We start from the raw sequence: 18,211 nt of genomic DNA, 5'->3' as shown, positions 1-18,211 counted from the left end.
CCCGGTTTCCCCCCCCCCCCCCCCCCCCTTCCCCCCCCGGGGGCCGGCGGCCCCCGCCCCGCCCCCCGGGGGGGGGGGGGCGGGCGCCACGCTCAGGGGGTGACGATCGCGAAGCCCGGGTCCGGGTCGTCGAGGTGGCCGAGGAGTTCCGCGATCCGGCCCAGGTCGCCGGTGGCCTCGGCCCGCCCGTCGGCGAGGAGCTCCTCCGCCGTGGCGGCGCCGGTCAGGAGGGCGCGCAGGTCGGCCTCGGCGAGGGTGACGGTCACGTCCGGGGTGCCGACGGCCGGGCCGTCGCCGGCCGTGTGGGTGAGGACGCCGTTGCGCAGCCGCAGGGTGACCGGGCCGCTGTCGGTGAGGTTCCACCGCACGGTGATGTCGGCGGACCAGCTGCGCGGGCCGTCCACCCGGATCGCGGCGGCGTCGAAGAGCTGGCCGAGGGTGAGGGCGGCCATGAAGTCGGCGGTGTCGGTCTCGGTGGGGGTGCCGACCGGGCCGTGGCGCAGTTCGAGGGCGCCGGTCAGGTAGAAGTTGCGCCAGGTGCCGTTCTCGCTGCCGTAGCCGAGCTGTTCGAGCGCGTCGGCCTGGAGCGCGCGGGCCTCGGAGTTGTCGGGGTCCGCGAACACCACGTGGTTGACGACCTGGGCGACCCAGCGGAAGTCCCCCTCGGCGAAGGACCGCCGCGCCCGGCGCAGCACTTCCTCGGCACCGCCCATGAACTCGACGTAGCGCCGGGCGGCCCCGGTCGGCGGGTGCTCCCACAGCCGGGCCGGGTTGCCGTCGAACCAGCCCAGGTAACGCTGGTAGACGGCTTTGGTGTTGTGGCTGACCGAGCCGTAGTAGCCGCGGGTGTGCCAGGCCCGTTCCAGCGCGGGCGGCAGCTGGATGCGCTCGGCGATCTCCAGCGGGGTGAGGCCCTGGTTGATCAGGCGCAGGCTCTGGTCGTGGAGGTAGCTGTACAGGTCGCGCTGCTCGGTCAGGAAGGCCACCACGCGGTCGCGTCCCCAGGTCGGCCAGTGGTGGGAGGCGAAGGCGACGTCGGTGCTGTCGGCGAAGAGCGTGACGGCCTCGGTGAGGTAGTGCGCCCACACCCGGGGGTCGCGAACCTGCGCGCCGCGCAGGGTCAGCAGGTTGTGCAGGTTGTGGGTGGCGTTCTCGGCCAGGCAGAGCGCCCGGTGGTCGGGGAAGTGGATGTTGAGTTCGGCCGGCGCCTCGGTGCCCGGGGTGAGCTGGAACACCGTCCGGATGCCGTCGATCACCTCGGTCTGTCCGGTGCGGGTGACGGACAGAGTCGGCGGGATCAGGCCGACGGTCCCGGTGGAGGTGGTCTGCCCCAGCCCGGCGCCGACCTGTCCCCGTTCGCCCTTGGGCAGCGCCGCGCCGTACATGTAGGCGGCGCGCCGGGCCATCGCGGTGCCGGCGTAGACGTTCTCGCTGACCGCGTGTTCCAGGAACCCCTCGGGGGCGATCACGGGCAGGCCGTCGGCGACCTGTTCCTCGCTCACGATGCCGCGCACACCGCCGAAGTGGTCGACGTGGCTGTGGGTGTACAGCACCGCGCTGACCGGCCGGTCGCCGCGGTGGGCGCGGTAGAGGGCGAGCGCGGCGGCGGCGGTCTCGGCGCAGATCAGCGGGTCGACGACCAGGACGCCCCGCTCCCCCTCGACGACGGTCATGTTCGACAGGTCGAAGCCCCGTACCTGGTACACGCCCTCGACGACCTCGAACAGCCCGTGGTCGGCCGCCAGGCGGCTCTGGCGCCACAGGCTGGGGTTCACGGTGTCGGGGCAGTCCCGCTCCAGGAAGCCGTACGCGGCGAGGTCCCACACCACCCGGTCGCCGCTGCGGATCAGCGGGTCCGCGGCGGTGCCGAGGAAGCCGCGGCGGGCGTCCTCGTGGTCCTGCGTGTCGTCGAACGGGAGGCGGCCGAGGAGGTCGGCGTTGGCCTGCCGGACCGACGGTTCGGCGGGCGCGGGTCCGGTGTTCCGGGTCATGTCGCTCTCCCTCTGCGGTTCCGCTGCGGTACGTCGGCGGCGTCGACGGGCCCGCCGCCGGACGTCCCTTCCCACCCTCACGACCTTCGTCCGGTCGCACGACCGGCGTGGTCCGTCCGGAGGACGTCGCCACCGTCCGCGACGGTAAAGGAATCACCCTTCATCCACCATTCATCGGCAAAATGCACAGCTCGGGATCGGTCGTGAAATGGGGCCCCCAGGCACTGTTGTCATGGCAGAGTCGGGATGCGAGTATTGCCGCTGGGTGATCCGGACACAGAGCGTCGAACTCCGGATGCCCTTGATCGTTGTTGCCGTACCGGCGAGCACGTCCACGGGGGTGGGTCTTTCACATCGGGCATGGGGGTGAGGAGTGTGCGATCAAACGGAAGTAGTCGTTCCGACCGTGCGGCCCGCGGGCCGACCCGGCCGGCGGCGCCCCGCGGCCTCGCGGAGGCACTCCGCGCCGGCCACGCCGCGACCCCCCGCCAGCCCGGCGTCCTGGCCGCCCTGCGCGGCGAGGACTGGCACTGGGCCGGGGCGAGCGGCGTCGCGGACGCCGCCACCGGTCGCGAACTGCGGCCGACGGCGGCGGTCAGGGTGGCCTCGGTCACCAAGACCTTCACCGCGGCCGCGGTGCTGCGGCTGACGGAGCGGGGCGAGCTGCGGCTCGAGGAACCGGTCTCGGCGCTGGCCTCCGAGGCGGTCCTCGGCGCACTCGCCGAGGGCGGCTACCGACCGGCCCTGATGACCGTGCGCCAGCTGCTCCAGCACACGGCCGGCCTGTACGACTGGGGAGGCGATCCCGCCTACGACGCGGAGGCGTTCGCCGACCCCGGCCACCGGTGGAGCCGTCTGGAGCAGGTCCGCTGGGCGGTCGAGCACGGCCGCCGACTCTCCCACCCGGGCGAGGAGTTCCACTACTCCGACACCGGCTACGTGATCCTCGGCGAGGTGCTCGAACGTGTCACCGGGCGGCCGCTCGCCGCCGCCTACCGCGAGCTGCTGCCGCTCCGGGAACTGGGCCTGGACTCCGTCCACCTGGAGTCGCTGGAGCCCACCCCCGGGGCCGGTGCGGACCGCGCGCACCAGTACGTGTCCGGCACCGACCTGCTCGCCGTCGATCCGTCCTGCGACCTCTGGGGCGGCGGCGGACTGGTCTCGACGATGTCCGACCTCACCGCGTTCGTCCGGGCGCTGTTCCGCGGCCGGGTCTTCGAGCGGCCCACCACGCTCGCGACCATGCTGGCGCCCGTCGCGGCGCGTGGCGCGGAGGGGCGCGGCATGGGGATCTACCGGATCCCGCTGGGGCCGGGGCGGTGGTGGGGCCACTGCGGCAGCTGGGGTGTGGTCATGGCGTACGAGCCCGACCGCGATCTCGCGCTCGCCACCACGGTGACGAGACAGCCCGAGGACCCGGACGAACGACTCCACCCCGGGCGGTTGCTCGTCCGGACCGCGCGCTGAAATACCGGACAGTAGAAGCGCACCCGCACGAACGGGAAATGTGCGTCCAGAAGAACATGTCATTGAGAACAGCCGGTCATTGTTACGGGCGCTGGCATTGAATCCATGAAACCGCACAGGACAGGCGGAGCCATGCGTAATCGTCCCCGCACAATCAGGACCACCGAGTCCCTGTTGGAGAACGGCCTCGTCGACGAGGAGAGCCTGCCGGAGCTCCGCGATGTCGCGAAGCGGTACGCCGTGAGCATCACCGGGGTGATCCAGGAGCGGATCACGCACGTCGACGATCCGGTCGCCAGACAGTTCGTCCCCACCGGGGCCGAACTGCTGATCACCGCGGAGGAGCGCGCCGACCCGATCGGCGACGACCCCTTCACCCCGGTCAAGGGGATCACCCACCGCTACCCGGACCGGCTGCTGCTCAAGCCGATGCACCTGTGCCCGGTCTACTGCCGCTTCTGCTTCCGCCGCGAGGTGGTCGGCCCCGGCGAGGGGATGCTCGGCCAGGCCGAACTGGAGGCCGCCCTCGACTACATCCGGGCCCACGAGGAGGTGTGGGAGGTCATCTTCACCGGCGGCGACCCGCTGATCATCGCGCCCACCAAGCTCCGCCCGATCATGGCGGCCCTGGACGCGATCGAGCACGTGAAGGTGATCCGCTTCCACACCCGGGTGCCGGTGGTCGACCCCGACCGGGTCACCGACGAGCTGGTGGACGCCCTTTCGACCGAGACCCCGGTCTGGGTGGTGGTCCACACCAATCACAGCCAGGAGATCGGCACGGCGGCGCGCGGCGCGCTGCGGCGGCTGAACCGGGGCGGTGTCCCGCTGCTCAGCCAGACCGTGCTGCTGCGCGGGGTGAACGACACCCCGGAGGCGCTGGAGGGACTGTTCCGGACCCTGGTGGCCAACCGGGTGAAGCCCTACTACCTGCACCACGGCGACCTCGCCCAGGGCACCAGCCACTTCCGCACCAGCATCGCCGAGGGCCAGGAGCTGGTCCGGCGGCTGCGCGGACGGGTCTCCGGCACCTGCCAGCCCACCTACGTCCTGGACATCCCCGGCGGCCACGGGAAGGTGCCGATCGGCCCCTCGTACCTGGAGCCCGGCGAGGACGGGACCGACGGCACGCACGTCGTCACCGACCCGTGGGGCGAGCGCCACCCCTACCCGCCGCGCGTCGCGGAAGCCCCGACCACCACGGCACCGACAGCGGCTGCGGATGCGGCAGCGGCTTCGACAGCGACAGCGACAGCGACAGCGACAGCGACAGCGACAAGCACAGCCACGACCACAGCCACGGAGGAGGACCCGACCGATGACTGAGGACCTCGCGTCCCGGTCCACACCCGCACGCGGCCCCGGCTCCGTCTCCTTCGACGACCCCGGGGGCGTCACCTCAGCACTCTCCTGGTCCGCGCCCGAGCTGACCGCCGGCCTGGCCTGGTCCGCGCTCACCCGCACCTTCGCCGCCGAGGCGGCCGGCCTGCGCGCCGACCAGGTGAAGCTGCACGTCAACGGCGAACCGGTGGTGGACCACGACGCCTGGCCGACCACCGGCGCGGACGCCGCCGGACCGGCCGCCTGGCTGGGCCGACGGCACACCTTCGGCCCCGACGACGACCGCTTCGTCTACGCCCGCGCCGTGCAGGAGCAGGACCGGACGCTGTTCCGCGCCGTCGTCGAGCTGCTGGCACCCCACCTCTGGCGGCTCGGACTGCCGCCCGGCCACGTCGAGGTCGAGGTGTTCCACGGCGCCTACCGCAACACCCCGGGCGGCATCCACCGGGAGGGCTGCACCAACCTCCACCTCGTCCTGGCGGGCCGCAAGAGCATGCACTTCTGGCGGGGCACGGACTGGGTGCCGGCCGGGACGACGGTGCGCGAGGACGTCGAACCCGAGTCCGAACTCCCGGAGGAGTACCTGCCGGACCTCGACCGCCGCTCGGTGGTGGAGCACGGCCACGTCCTCACCGCCACCACCGGCGGCGGCTTCTTCTGGCGCAGCGGCATCTGGCACGTGGGCGAGACCCACGAGCCGTCCGTCGCGCTGAACATCGCCTCGTACACCCGGACCCTGGACGTCGAGGCGAAGCTCCTCCCGCTGTGGGGCGACCGGTTGCACGGCGAGGTCCCGGCCGACTGGCTGGCCGACTACCGGGAGCACGTCCGGTCCACCGGGGACGACGCCGCCCTGCTCGCGCGGCTGACCGCGCTCGGCATGCGGCCGGCCCCGCCGGACCGGACCGGCACCGAGCCGCGCTCCGTCCGCCGCGAGTCGACGGCACCGGTGCTGTGGTCACCGGCCGGTCCCGGGCGGCTGACCGTCGCCGCGCTGGGCCACGCCGCGGACTTCGCCGACGGCCCGGTCCCCCGCGACTGGCTGGAAGCGGCGCTCACGAACCGTCCCACGCCGCACGATGTGCCGCGGGAGTGCGGGCGGCTCGCCCAATGGCTGTGCGCACAGCGGATTCTCGAACCGATGGAGGCATCATGACCGACACGTCCCCCGCGGACACCTGGCAGCTCTCGGACACCGAGGTGTTCAGCAAGTACGGGGACGCCTTCGTCCCGCGCCGGGCGGAGCAGACCGCCGCCGTGTGCGACCTGCTGGCCGGCATCCCCGTCCCGCACGTCCTCGACCTGTGCTGCGGCGAGGGGCGGCTGTCCGAGGAGTACCTGCGCCGCGACCCGGAGGCCAGGGTCACCGTGCTGGACCGCTCCCCCGAGATGCTGGCCCTGACCGCGAAGCGGCTGGAGCCGTTCGCCGACCGGCACGACAGCGTCGAGGCGGACATCGAGGACCGGCTGTGGCGCACCGGCGTCGGCTACGGCGGTGTGATGACCTCGCTGGCGGTCCACCACCTCGACGGCGAGGGCAAGCGGCTGCTCTACCGGGACATCCACGCGATGCTCGCGCCGGGCGGCGTCTTCGTCATGGCCGACCTGGTGGAGCCCGCCGGTGCCACCGCCCGCACGCTCGCGGGCGACCACTGGGAGGAGGCGGTGCGCCGCGCGTCCGAGGAGCAGTTCGGCGGCGACGAGGCGGCCGTCGCGTTCGAGCGGACCGAGTGGAACCACTACCGGCTGCCCGGCCCGGACCCGGTCGACAAGCCGTCCTCGGTGGCCGAGCACCTGGACTGGCTGCGCGAGGCCGGTTTCGTCGAGGTCGACGTGGTCTGGATGTACGCGGGACACGCCCTGTTCACAGCGAAGCGGAAGGCGAACTGAGTGAGCGAGCAACCGAGTCGTACGATTCTGGCCAACATCGTCAGCGAGATCATGGCCGAGCAGCCGACGGACGCCTACCGGCGGGCGATGGCCGCCGCGACCCCGCGCAAGCTCTGGCAGGCCCGGCCGGGCGACTGCGTGGTGATGCTGGCGCCGTGCACCCCGGCCTTCCGCGACTACGTGGCCGAGGTGGTCGGCCTGGACGTGGACCGGGTCGACATCGTTGCCCCGCCGGAGGTCCGCGGGGTGCACGCGCTGGAGGTCGCCGCCGACCTGGGCGCCACCGGACGGATCGCCGAGCGGCCGGAGTTGAAGCCGTTCGTGCTGGACGGTCCGGTGCTGGAGTTCGGCCGCCGCACCGGGGTGCGGGTGCTGCCGTACACCCGGCTGCCGGAGGACAGCACCCTCGAGGCGCTGCGGCTGATCAACACCAAGGACGGCTTCCGCCGGACCGCCGCCGGTCTGGGGCTGCCGGTCGCGGACGGCGGATTCGCCGAGACCCCGGCCGAACTGGCCGCCGCCCTGGTGGAGTTCCTGGCCGACCGGCCGGGCGCGATCATCAAGACCAACCGTGGCTCCAACGGCTTCGGCAACACCGTGATCCGGGCGAACGGGCCGGCGTCGGTCGAGCGGCAGGTCCTGGACGCCGTGGCCGGGCAGCCCGCGCGCGACTGCGGCTGGGTGTACGAGGAGTTCCTGCCGTTCACGGCGACGCCGAGCATGGAACTGGAGATCGACGACCGGGGCCCCACCGACTTCTACAGCTGCGACCAGCGCACGGTGAACAACGCCTGGACCGGCATGGTGACCCCGGCCGCCGAGGGCCCGTACCACGAGCAGCTGCGCGGTGCGGCCGAGGCCATCGGCGGCTGGCTGCACGGGCAGGGCTACCGGGGCATCTACGACGTCGACTGCGGTGTGTACGACGGGGGTTACGTCGTCACCGAGGCCAACGTCCGCCGCACCGGCGGCACTTACCTGGAGGAGCTGGCGCGCCGGCTGCGGCCCGGGGACTCCCCGGTGCACTGGCGGGCGGACGTCAGGATCGGCCCGGACGGGCTGGACTTCGCGAGCGCCGCCGCCAAGCTGGCGGCGGCCGGACTCGCCGACCCCGCGGCGGACGCCCGGGCCGTGCTGACGGCGGACACCCGTGCCGTGGACGGCAAGTGGCGCTATCTGGTGGTGGGCCGGGAGGACGGGTCGGTCGCCGAGGTCGAGCGGCAGCTGGAGCAGATCCTGGGGATCGGCTGATGCTGCACTCCGCTCTCCATCCCGGCTTCAGCGCGGTCGCGGGGACCGGTCTCGTCGCGCTGCGCGACATCCCGATGGGCACGGTGCTGTGGGGACCGTGCCCGCAGTGCCGGACCTGGGACGCCGCCGAACAGCTCACCCTCTCGCCCCGGGTCGTCGACTGGCTGGACGAGTTCGGCTACCGGCTGGCCGACCGGAGCCTGCTGCTGCCCTGCCGGGGCGCGCACCTGCTCAACCACTCCTGCGAGGCCACGGTCCTGGACCACGGCCTCGCGGCGGGCCTCGCCGTCCGGGACATCCGGGCCGGCGAGGAGGTGACCGGGGACTACCGAACCTTCCGCTACGACGAGCCGTGGGAGTTCGACTGCCGCTGCGGTGCGGCGAGTTGCCCGGGGTCGGTGCGGTCCTCCTCCGGAGCCCCGCCGGCCGAGCTGGCCGGGGAGTGGGAGCGGCGGATGGCACCGGCGCTGGCCGCCGCCGCCGACGTACCGCAGGAACTCCCGCTGCGGGCCGGCCAGGTGGACGGCGCCCCGGCCGGCCAGGGCGGCCCGGAGGAGGCGACATGACCGCGCTTCAACCCGAACACACTGTGCGGGCAAGTCTGTTGAGGATCGAGGAGGTTCCCTCCCGGTCCTGGGTGACACTGCTGGGCGAGCGGGACCTCTTCCTGCTGCCCGGCTGGATGGAGGTCGGTCCCGGCACCTACGGCGGCGGCCTGCGCGACGCCCGGGCCGCCCTGGTCGACCGCGACGGCACGGCGGTGGCGGGAACGGCCGGCTGGCTCTTCGGCCGCGACTGCACCGAGGACCTGTGCCGCCCCGACGTCCTGCTGGAGATCCCCGAGCCGCGCGGGGAGCCGCTGTTCCCGACCCTGCTGGCCGGCGGCTGGTACGACAGCCGGGTCGCGCACCGGCCCGGCGGCGCCGGTCCGGCCGAACTCGCCGCCGTGGTCGACTCCTTGGAGGAGTGGGGGCGTTCGGAGGGCGCCGCCTCGGTCTGCTGGCCGAGCGTGGACGAGCGGGAGAGGGTGCTGGTCGGCCTCCTCCGCGAGCGCGGCTACCGGCGCTTCCCGCTGACGCCGCGGTGGGCGCTGGAAGGGCCGTGGACCGGCTTCGACGACTACCTGGACCGGATGACCAGCAAGCGCCGGGTCTCGGTGCGCAGCGAGCGGCGCCGGGTCCGGGAGGCGGGCATCACCTGCCGGACGGTGCCGCTCACCCGGGAACTGGCCCGGCCGCTGGTGGAGCTGGCCGAGGAGAACGTGACCCGGCACGGCGGCCGGGTCGACCTCGACCGCTACGCCGACTGGGTCGCGGCGCTGACCGGGATCGAGGACGGCCGGGCCGAGGCCCACCTGGCCGAGCGGGACGGGCGGATCCTCGGCTGCGTGGTGTCCAGCACCTACGCCGGGCGGGTGTACGCGCTGTTCCCGGGCTTCGACTACGAGCAGATCTCCGGGCTGCCCGTCTACTTCGAACTCGCCTACTACCACCTGGTCGAGCACGCCGCCGCCCACGGCTACCACGCGGTGGAGTACGGACCGGCGGCGGACGAGGCGAAGAACCTGCGCGGCTGCGTCGCCCATCGGCAGGCACTGTGGATCCGGGGCCTGGACCCGGCGGCGGAACGGCTGGTCGCGGAACTCGGCGACCTCGCCGACTTCACCGGACCCACAGGCGCAACCGGACCCACAGGTGCGAGCGGACCCACAGGTGCGAGCGGACCCACAGGTGCGAGCGGACCCACAGGTGCGAGCGGTGCGACCGGGCCCGCCGTCACCGCCGTCCCCGCGGACGACGACCGGACCGGGAGGAGCGCATGAGCCCGCCCACCGTCGTGCTCGCGCCCGGCGGGCCCGGCCTCGGCGGCGAGACCCTCGCCGGGCTCCCGCTGCCGCCGGGCTGCCGGCGCCTGGTCGGGGCGGGCGACTGCGGGCCGGGCGGCGACCCGTTCGCCGTCCAGACCGACCGGCTGGTCCGGCTGCTCGACACGGCCGGTACCGAGGGGCCGGTTCTGCTCCTCGCCCACTCCGCCGGTGCCCGCCCGGCCCTGCGTGCCGCGGCCCGGAGCCCCGGTCGGGTCCGCGCGGTCGTGCTGGTCGCTGCCCAGCTGCACGACCGCACCGACCATCCCGAGCTGCTGGACGAGCGCCTCGACGCGCTCGACGGCCCGCTGCGGGAGACCGCCCGGCTGGCCCGGGCGACCGCGCCCGACCGGGCACCGGCCGACGACGACGAGCTGCGCGAACTCCTGCTCGCCGACCTGGCCCTCACCTTCCCCGCCCTCGGACCGGCCCAGCGCGGCTTCCTGGCCGCCTGCGCCCGCAGCTGGGATCTCCACGCCGTGCGCGCCGTGCTCTCCGGACGCGTTCCCGAGGACGATCTCACGGCGACGGCCGCACGGGTCGGCGCCCCGGTACTGGTCGTCAACGGCGAGCAGGACCCGTGGGCCGGCGCCCCGTCGGCACGGGAGCTGGCCGCGGCGCTGCCGGACGGCAGGGCACGGACGGTCCCCGGGGCGGGGCACGTGCCCTGGCTGGACGATCCGGAGGCGGTGGCCCGGCTGCTGGCCCGGACGGTGGAGGAGGCGGCACCGGCGTGAGCTACCGCAAGGTCCTGGCGGACCGGATCTGTGCCCAGCTGGCCCTGTCGACGGCGGTCGGCCGGTTCGCCCAGGTGATGTTCGACGTCACCGTGGTGATCTTCGTGGTGCAGGACCTGCACCGCCCCGCGGCGGCCGGCCTGGCCGTGCTGCTGGCGACCCTGCCCGGCCTGCTGCTCAGCCCGCTGAGCGGCGGCTTCCTCCAGGGCCGCAACGTCACCGCGTGGATGGCGGCCGACTACCTGATCAAGGCGGCCGCCACGCTCGGGATCGCCTTCGGCGCGTCGGCCGGCGCCGGCGGCATCTGGACCCTGTGGGGGCTGGCCCTGCTGTCCTCGCTGACCAGCGCCTTCGGCAACGTCGCGTTCCGCAGCTACGTCGCGCTCTCGCTGCCCGCGCAGCTGCGCGGGGCGGCCAACGGTCTCGATTCGATGGTCTCGGGCCTGGCCGCGATGGCCGGGCCCGCCCTGGCCGGGATCGCGGTCACGGTCCTCGGCGGCCGGCACAGCGTGGCGGTGGTCGGCGCGGCCTACCTGGCGGCGGCGCTGGTCGCGGCCGCCTCGGGACGCACCACCCCGGAGGCCGGCGGCGAGGTCGGCCTGCGCAGCGCCGTGGAGGCGGTGCGCGGGATCCTGGTCCACCCGGTGCTGCGCGGGCTGACCGGCGTGTACTTCCTCTACCAGGTCGCGGTCGGCGTCCTCGTCGTCTCACTGCCCCAGCTGGTCTCGGCCGGGTTCGGGGCCGCCCCCTCCTGGACCGGCACCAGTTGGTCGATCGCGGGGGCGCTGGGGATCGCGTCCTCGTTGGCCGCCGGGCACCGGATCGCCGACGGCGCGGAGCGGCGGTTCCTGATCGCCGGTGCCGCCCTGACGGCGCTCGGCCTGGCGGGACTGTTCCTGCACTCCGCCGTGTTCTGGCTGGCCGCGATGTTCGTGCTGCTCGGGGTGGCCGTGGGGCCCATGGACGTCGGGCTGCTCAGCCTCCGGCAGCGGCTGCTGCCCGGGACCGGGGCCACCGCGACCCTCGCCGTCTCCGCCAGTCTCAACATGGCCGGCTATCCGGCCGGGGCCATGGTCGGCGGGCTGGTGGCCGGTCTCGGCCTGGGCACGCAGACCGGGGTGGCCCTCGGGTGCGCCCTGCTCTCGCTGGCCCTCTGCGCCCGGCTGCCGGTGCTCCCGGCCGGGCCCGGGCCGGCCACCGACGCGGCGGCCGACGCTGCGGCCGGGGCGTCCGTCCGGGCCGCCGAGTCCTCGGCCGCCCAGTAGCGGTCCGCACCACCCCCTCCGGCCGGCCGGTGAGGCCGGCCGGAGCGGTGCACCACGCCCCCTTCCCCCGCCCCTCCCGACCTCTCGCACCCTTCGACCTCTCGCACCCTTCGACCTGTCACTTCCGATGGAAAGTCAGGACCATGGCGACAATTGGAGTCATCTGCACGATCCTCGTCCGCCCGCGCGGCCTCGGCGGCCCTGCCGAGGCCGGCGGGGCCGGCGCATCCACCGAGGCCCCGTCCACGGGAGCCCCCGCCGTCCGGCGCGCACCGGGAGCCCGGTCGTGATCCCCCGCACCGCCGACGGGGCGACCGCCACCGCCACGGCCACCGGCTACGGTGCCGGGCACGATGCCACCGCACTGCTGCTCGCGGAACTCACCAGAAACGGGCGGATATCCCTGCGGCTCGCCTGCTCCCGGCTGACCACCTGGGAATCGCTGCTGGTGCAGCACGTCCTCGGCCGCGGCGACGTGGAGTTCCTCGCCGCGGAACCGGGCTCGACCCCGGACCCGGACCCGGACGGACCGGCAGGCCCGGACCCGGTCACGCTCACCCGCTCGCCGCTGGCCGGTCTGTCGCTCTGGGCACCCGGCGAACCGCCCGGCCCCGAGGCCGCGCCCGTCGGCCGCCTGCGGGTCCCGGCCGAGGTGCTCGACGCGGTGGCCGAGGAGACCCGGGTGATCGAGGCCCGGGAGGCGGCCGACCGGCACGAGGCGGACACCATCCTGCGCACCTGGGAGAAGAACGGCGAGCTGGACGACCGGCTCGCCAGACTGGCCGACTGGGTCGAACGGGTCGAGAGCGTCTACATCCTGATCGGCCGGGACGTCTTCTCGAAGTCCGACGCGGGCACCAACACCCTGACCCGGCAGGGCCTGCTGACCGGCCTCCGGACGTCGCCGGTCGACGACTGGCGGCCGGCCGACCGGCTGTTCGTGGTCCTCGCCCACTGCCTGTTCGTCAGCGGCCGTTCGGTGCGCTTCGAGGAGTTCAACGGCCTCCAGCTCTCCGCCACCGGTCTGCGGGAGTTCCTGCTCGACCGGCACGCCCAGTACTGCGCCGCGCTGGACCGCGGGCCGGGCGGCGCGGCCGGCCTCCCGCTGCCCGAACTGGCCCAGCTGGTGCGCGACCTGATGCACGACGTCGACCGCTCGGAGCTGATGCGCTACCGCCGGATCAACGGGCTGACCTTCGTGAAGAACGAGCGGCTGCTCGACTTCCCGCTGCCCCGCGACCCGGAGACGATGCCGGAGCTGGTCGCCCGGCACGGCCGGCTGAACCTCGGGGTGGAGACCACCGGCGACGTCCGGGCGGACCTGCGGGCGATGACCCTGGCCGCCGTCGCACTCGACGCGACCGCCGAGGCCGATCCCGGTCCGGCACCCCCCGGCCAGGGCGCGATCGGCGAGCTGCTGGCCGCCGTGGTGCTGTCCTCGATCGTGGCCACCGACGCCGACTACGGCATGAGCAGTTCGGTGCGCGACCTGTCCGGACTGCGCGGCGTCCGGGCCGGCAGCCCGGACGGCGTCCTGGCGCTGAAGAAGGGAGACTTCTTCTGCTGCTGCCTTCCGCACCCGACCAGGATGGCCGAGGTCGGCGACGAGACCGCGGCGATCCTGTGGCGGTCCGCCCAGCGGATGATGTACAACCGCTGGCACTTCGCCCCGGGCGAGTACGACCGGGCGGAGATCCCGGAGAAACGGCACTACTTCTTCCCGCCGCAGGTGCCCGACATCGCCGAGCACGCCGAACACCACCACGGCGGCCATGTCGCCTCCCGCGTGCGGTACACGATCCGCGCGCCCGGCGCCCAGGTCTGGCACCCGCCGTTCACCGTCTTCGGCCACGGCTACCGCGGCTGCTACGACATCCGGCTGGTCCGGATGGAGGGACCGCCGTTCACCACCACCGAGCTGGCCGAGGCGGTGCGCCACTGCTCCCTGGTCGACGAGCTGTGGCGCACCCTCGCGCAGGGCCTCCAGAGCGGCGACCTGCACGTCCCCCCGGTCAACGGCTTCGACCGGTCCTGGTACGAGTCGCGGGGCTGGGAGCGGCTGCGCCCGTTCGGCCTCGCCGCCCGCGGCCCGGCGCCGGTGGACCCGCTCTGACCCGGTGGCCGGGCCCCCCGGGGGGCGGGGGGGCGGGCCCCCCCCCCGGGCCCCCCCCCCCCCCCCCCCCCGCCCCCCCCCCCCCCCGCCCCCCCCCCTCCCCCCCCCCCCCCCGCGCCCGACCCCGGTGGGCCCCCCCCCCCGGCGCCCGGGGGCGGGGGCCCCCCCCCCCCCGGGGGGCCGCCCCCCGGGGGGGGGGGGGCCCCCCCACCGCCCCGTGCCGCCACCCGGCCACGGCCCGGGCAGCACCCTTCCCCTGCCCGGCCGTTGCCCGGCCGCTCCCGGCGACCCGCCCGGAGCTACGAGTAGTCGGCGAGGTCGATCCCGCTGTCCACCCCCGATCCGTCGATGCTGAACTTCCCGGTGTTCCCGTACCGGTCCCACGCGGTGATCACCGGGCTGAAGTACACCCGCCAGGTGTGGACCGGCCCGTTGGGAATGTGCCAGCCGTCCCCTCCGGTGGTGGCGTGCACCCAGGTGAAGCACAGGTACTGCTCGGGGTACTCCCGGTCGTAGATCCGCGCGTAGTCCCACCACTTGTTGCCGTCGGGGAAGTTGACGATCAGTCCGCCGTAGCCGCCGTCCCCCGCGTAGGAGCCGGCGTGCGGCTCCTGGTACCAGACGTAGGAGCCGTAGAGGTTCTTGTGGTGGCTGTCGGGCTTGATGTCGCAGGCGAAGAAGCCCTCGTAGCCGGGGTCGCTCCAGTAGCCCGACACCGAGAAGGTGACGAAGTAGTTGTCCGTGGCGGCCAGCGACAGGTAGTAGTTCCAGGCCTCGGTGGTGACGTACTTGGTGTCGTTCTCGTACCTGGTCGCCGTCCTGGAGTACTCCCAGTCGACGTCCGACCGCCGGTGGGTCAGGGCCACCAGCGGGTCGAGCGTGACCTTGCCCTCGAAGGAGCCCGATCCGGCCGTGGTCGTGTACACCTTTCCGGTGTCCGTCTCGACCCAGGCCGAGACGGACTTGCGGTCCGCGCCCGGCCAGCAGCTGACGTAGAAGGTGAACCTCTGCGTTCCGTCCTCCGCGAGTTCGGGCTCCGCGAGTTCGGCCCCCGTGGGCCCGGCCTCCGCCGGTTCGGCCTCCGCGGCGTCCCGGCTGCTCCCGCCGGGGACGTGGTGGAAGTACCGGTCCTCCCGGTCGGTGAAGCACCAGCCTTCGCGCCCCTGCCAGTTGAGCTTCTCGCCACTGACGTAGTCGACCAGGTTCACCCGGTCCGGCCAGGAGATGTCCCCGTAGTAGGTGGCTCCGTTCTCGTCGGTCGGCTTGACGCTGATGGTCACCGCGACCTGGTTCCGGCCGTTCGCGTAGATCTCGGCGCCCGGACCTCCGGTCTCCAGCATCAGCGAGAGCTTGGACACTCCTGCCCATTGGGTCATCTGCGGTCTCCTCCGCTGCTCCGTGTGACGGGGTGTGCCGCCGGGACGTCCGGCTCCGGTCCGCGCCGGCCGCCCGGGCCGCTCGGGTCCGCAGCGGTCCGCGCCGGTCCGGCTGCGGGCATTTCCCTGCTCGTCGTAATCCGTGGTCGTGATGTCGCCGCGGGCGTTCCGCCCCGGATCGGGGCAGGTGACCGAACGCCGTGCCGGAAGCCGGAACCGGGTCGGCTGCCGGTCGAATTCCTTGTGCGGACCGGTGCCGGAATCCACCCCTGCCGACTCCGAACTCCCGGAATCGGCCGCCTGCGTGAAGAACGAGGACACCGAAGGCATGCGCCACCCTCCCCTGGTGCTCCGACGCCGGTACGCTCGCTTCCTCTGCCCCGCCCGCACGCTCCCCGCGCCTGCCGACAGGTGGCCGACAATGCGGCGGAACGGAGTGGCAGGGGGTGCTCGACCGATCGAAATGCGCCGGCTCGATCCGGCGGCGGCGACTCGCCCCCGTGAAGAGAACTGTTCCTGACGGATTGCCTTGAACACGCCGGGGCGACCGTTTCACTGTAACCCGGCGGCAGCCGATCGTGTCCCTTCCTGTAATAATTCCGCTCCCCCGGCGGCGTGCCCGGTGGCGTCGGGGAGCGCGGAGGGCGCTCCCGGGGCGTGCCCCGCGCGCCGGTACCGCCGTGCGTCAGCGGCTCGGCGCCGCCCGGTACTTCAGCGCCTCAGCGCCTCAGCGTCCCCGCGCCTCGGTACGGGGCAGGGCCGGGAGGCGGGTCCGGAAGGCGCAGCCGGCCGGGGTGTCCTCGATGCCGAGGGTGCCGCCGTGCAGGGCGGCGATGTCGCGGGCGATCGACAGGCCGAGGCCGGTCCCGCCGTCGTCGCGGCTGCGGGCGTCGTCGAGCCTGGTGAAGCGTTCGAACACCTTCGCGCGCTCCGCGGGCGGGACGCCGGGGCCGTCGTCGGCGACGTCGAGGACCGCCCGGCCGGTCTCCGGGTCGAGGGCGAGCCGTACTGTCACCCGGCGGCGGGCGTGGCGCTCCGCGTTGTCGAGGAGGTTGGTCAGCAGCCGCCCCAGCCACATCGGGTTCCCGGTCACCGTGATGCCGTCGGCCAGTTCCGCCACGACCTCCGTCCGCCCGGGGGCCCGGCCGTCCAGACAGGTGCGCACCAGTTCGGCGAGGTCGAGTTCCTCGGCCGGGCCGTTGTGCCCGGTGGAGTCGAGGCGGGCGAGCAGCAGCAGGTCGGCGGCGAGCGACTGGAGCCGGTCGGTGTCCTGGAGCGCGCCGGCCACCATGTCCGCGCGGACACCGGGGTCGGGGTGGGTGTGCGCGACCTCCAGTTGGGTGCGCAGCACGGCGAGCGGGCTGCGCAGTTCGTGGGAGGCGTCGGCGATGAAGCGCCGCTGGCGGACGCCGGCCGCCTCCAGCCGGTCGAGCATGGCGTTCATGGTGCGGGCGAGGCGGGCGATCTCGTCCTCGCTGCCGGGTTCGGGCACCCGGCGGGCGAGGTCGCGGTCGCCGATCGCGGCGACCTCGGCGCGGATGGCCTCGACGGGGCGCAGCGCGCGGCCGGTCGCCCGCCAGGTCACCACGCCGACGGTGGCCACCAGGACGGCGCTGAGTCCGCCGAGTGCGGCGGTGGTGAGGTCCTCGGCGGTGTCGGCGGTGTGCAGGGAGGCGCCGACCCGGACGGTGACCGGGCCGTTCGGGGTGCCGGTGGTGAGAGTGGTGACCCGCTGGTGGTGCTCGTCGCCGAGCATGCCGAGGTCGAAGCTGTCGTGGCCGTCCTCGGTGCCGGTGAGGGCGGGGTGGCCGGCGAGGTTCTGGCTGGCGGCGACCACGGCTCCGGACGCGTCGGTGACCTGGACGAAGTCGGTGCCGGGGCCGAGCGGGAGCACGTGCGGCAGGGGTCCCTGGGCGGCGGAGGCGGCCACCGTCCGGGCCTGCTCGCGGGCGGCGGTCTCGACGGTGCGGTGCAGGTTGACCCGCATCAGCAGCACCACCGCGGCGGAGGCGGCCAGCAGGACGACGGCGACGGCCGCGCACGCGGCGATCGTGGTGCGGGTGCGGACCGACCGGGGTGCCAGCCGTTCCGTCGCGGCGGTGACCCGGGGCGAGCGCAGCAGCCGGTCGGCCCGGCGGCGGAGGGCCGCGAGCACCCCTCGGCGGGCGGGGTCAGCCACCGTCGGCCGCCAGTCGGTAGCCGGCGCCGCGCACGGTCTGCACCGCGGTCCGGCCGAACGGGGTGTCGATCTTGCGCCGGAGGGCGCTGATGTGGACCTCGACGGTGTTGGCCCCGCTGTCGGGACCGCTGTCCCAGACCTCGTCGAGGATCTCCCGCTTGGAGACCACCTCGCCCGCCCGGCGCGCGAGGTGGTCCAGGACGGCGAACTCGCGCGGGGTGAGAGCGACCGGGGTCCCGGCCCGGAGGCAGGTGCGGGCGGCGGAGTCCACCACCAGGTCGCCCAGCACGGTGCGCTGGGGGGCTCGGGAGCCGATGCGGCGGGCCAGCGCCTTGAGGCGGGCGACCAGGACGAGGAAGGAGAACGGCTTGGAGAGGTAGTCGTCGGCCCCGGTGTCCAGGGCCTCGGCCTCGTCCCACTCGCCGTCCTTGGCGGTGAGCATCAGGATGCCCACGTCACTGCCGGCGGCCCGCAGGCGGGAGCAGACCCGGTAACCGTTGAGACCGGGCAGCATGATGTCGAGAACGATCACGTCGTAGGCGTGCTCGGTGGCGCGCGCCAGCCCGGACAGGCCGTCGTGGACGATGTCGACGGCGAACCCCTCGGCCTCCAGACCGTGCTTGACCGCCAGGGCGAGCCGCTGTTCGTCCTCCACCACCAGTACGCGCATGCCCCCAGGGTCGCAGGTCGCCGCGCCGGGCAGCTGAAGACGTCTTCAGGTCTTCAGCCGACCTTCA

General features: G+C 74.1%; 14 protein-coding genes. 10 read left to right on the top strand and 4 right to left on the bottom strand.

The features are described 5' to 3' along the window. Window positions 1-92 precede the first annotated feature (92 nt). Entirely contained in the window at window positions 93-1,991 is a 1,899-nt protein-coding gene (locus tag ACIPYS_RS39245) for an alkyl/aryl-sulfatase (protein ID WP_400755350.1), read from the bottom strand. Between the two features lie 375 nt (window positions 1,992-2,366). Here ACIPYS_RS39245 and ACIPYS_RS39240 point away from each other — a divergent pair, with 375 nt between their 5' ends. The 10 genes from ACIPYS_RS39240 (at window position 2,367) to ACIPYS_RS39195 (ending at window position 13,919) form a co-directional block, all read left to right on the top strand. After that, window positions 2,367-3,458: a serine hydrolase gene (locus ACIPYS_RS39240; protein ID WP_159424753.1), complete on the top strand. Its 1,092-nt coding sequence runs from the start codon at window positions 2,367-2,369 to the stop codon at window positions 3,456-3,458. A 132-nt stretch (window positions 3,459-3,590) separates the two neighbouring features. Then, the gene (locus tag ACIPYS_RS39235) at window positions 3,591-4,784 is read left to right on the top strand and encodes a lysine-2,3-aminomutase-like protein (protein WP_400755348.1); all 1,194 of its coding nucleotides are present in this window, start codon (window positions 3,591-3,593) and stop codon (window positions 4,782-4,784) included. Continuing rightward, window positions 4,777-5,955 carry a hypothetical protein gene (locus ACIPYS_RS39230; RefSeq protein WP_400755346.1) on the top strand — a complete coding sequence of 393 codons (1,179 nt, stop codon included), beginning with the start codon at window positions 4,777-4,779 and terminating at the stop codon, window positions 5,953-5,955. The genes ACIPYS_RS39235 and ACIPYS_RS39230 overlap by 8 nt, the downstream gene beginning before the upstream one ends. Next, complete coding sequence (locus tag ACIPYS_RS39225; protein ID WP_093858663.1) at window positions 5,952-6,689, top strand: trans-aconitate 2-methyltransferase; 738 nt, start codon at window positions 5,952-5,954, stop codon at window positions 6,687-6,689. Before ACIPYS_RS39230 ends, ACIPYS_RS39225 begins: the two co-directional genes overlap by 4 nt. After that, on the top strand, window positions 6,690-7,940 hold the full coding sequence (locus ACIPYS_RS39220; RefSeq protein WP_400755344.1) for a hypothetical protein: 1,251 nt from the start codon (window positions 6,690-6,692) through the stop codon (window positions 7,938-7,940). After that, a complete protein-coding gene (locus ACIPYS_RS39215) occupies window positions 7,940-8,506 on the top strand; it encodes an SET domain-containing protein-lysine N-methyltransferase (protein WP_400755342.1) in 567 nt (188 codons plus the stop codon). Before ACIPYS_RS39220 ends, ACIPYS_RS39215 begins: the two co-directional genes overlap by 1 nt. Then, window positions 8,503-9,762 carry a GNAT family N-acetyltransferase gene (locus ACIPYS_RS39210; protein ID WP_400755340.1) on the top strand — a complete coding sequence of 420 codons (1,260 nt, stop codon included), beginning with the start codon at window positions 8,503-8,505 and terminating at the stop codon, window positions 9,760-9,762. Before ACIPYS_RS39215 ends, ACIPYS_RS39210 begins: the two co-directional genes overlap by 4 nt. Beyond that, window positions 9,759-10,541, top strand: a complete 783-nt coding sequence (locus ACIPYS_RS39205; protein ID WP_400755338.1) for an alpha/beta fold hydrolase — start codon at window positions 9,759-9,761, stop codon at window positions 10,539-10,541. The genes ACIPYS_RS39210 and ACIPYS_RS39205 overlap by 4 nt, the downstream gene beginning before the upstream one ends. Then, window positions 10,538-11,806, top strand: coding sequence for an MFS transporter (locus tag ACIPYS_RS39200; RefSeq protein WP_093858668.1), 1,269 nt, complete (start codon window positions 10,538-10,540; stop codon window positions 11,804-11,806). Before ACIPYS_RS39205 ends, ACIPYS_RS39200 begins: the two co-directional genes overlap by 4 nt. 286 nt (window positions 11,807-12,092) lie before the next feature. Then, complete coding sequence (locus ACIPYS_RS39195; RefSeq protein ID WP_400755336.1) at window positions 12,093-13,919, top strand: hypothetical protein; 1,827 nt, start codon at window positions 12,093-12,095, stop codon at window positions 13,917-13,919. 299 nt (window positions 13,920-14,218) lie between these two features. Here the strand turns inward: ACIPYS_RS39195 and ACIPYS_RS39190 are convergent, their stop codons facing one another. The 3 genes from ACIPYS_RS39190 to ACIPYS_RS39180 all read right to left on the bottom strand — a co-directional run bounded on the left by ACIPYS_RS39190 (window position 14,219) and on the right by ACIPYS_RS39180 (window position 18,144). Further along, entirely contained in the window at window positions 14,219-15,295 is a 1,077-nt protein-coding gene (locus ACIPYS_RS39190) for a hypothetical protein (protein ID WP_400755334.1), read from the bottom strand. A 727-nt stretch (window positions 15,296-16,022) separates the two neighbouring features. Next, on the bottom strand, window positions 16,023-17,474 hold the full coding sequence (locus ACIPYS_RS39185; protein ID WP_400755332.1) for an ATP-binding protein: 1,452 nt from the start codon (window positions 17,472-17,474) through the stop codon (window positions 16,023-16,025). Continuing rightward, entirely contained in the window at window positions 17,467-18,144 is a 678-nt protein-coding gene (locus ACIPYS_RS39180; protein ID WP_093858671.1) for a response regulator transcription factor, read from the bottom strand. Before ACIPYS_RS39180 ends, ACIPYS_RS39185 begins: the two co-directional genes overlap by 8 nt. Window positions 18,145-18,211 lie beyond the last annotated feature (67 nt).

Origin of the sequence: Kitasatospora sp. NPDC089913 (genome assembly GCF_044748625.1) — a bacterium.
GTDB lineage: Bacteria > Actinomycetota > Actinomycetes > Streptomycetales > Streptomycetaceae > Kitasatospora.
Note: the sequence above shows the minus strand (reverse complement) of the source record. Positions and strands in the feature narration are given on the sequence as shown.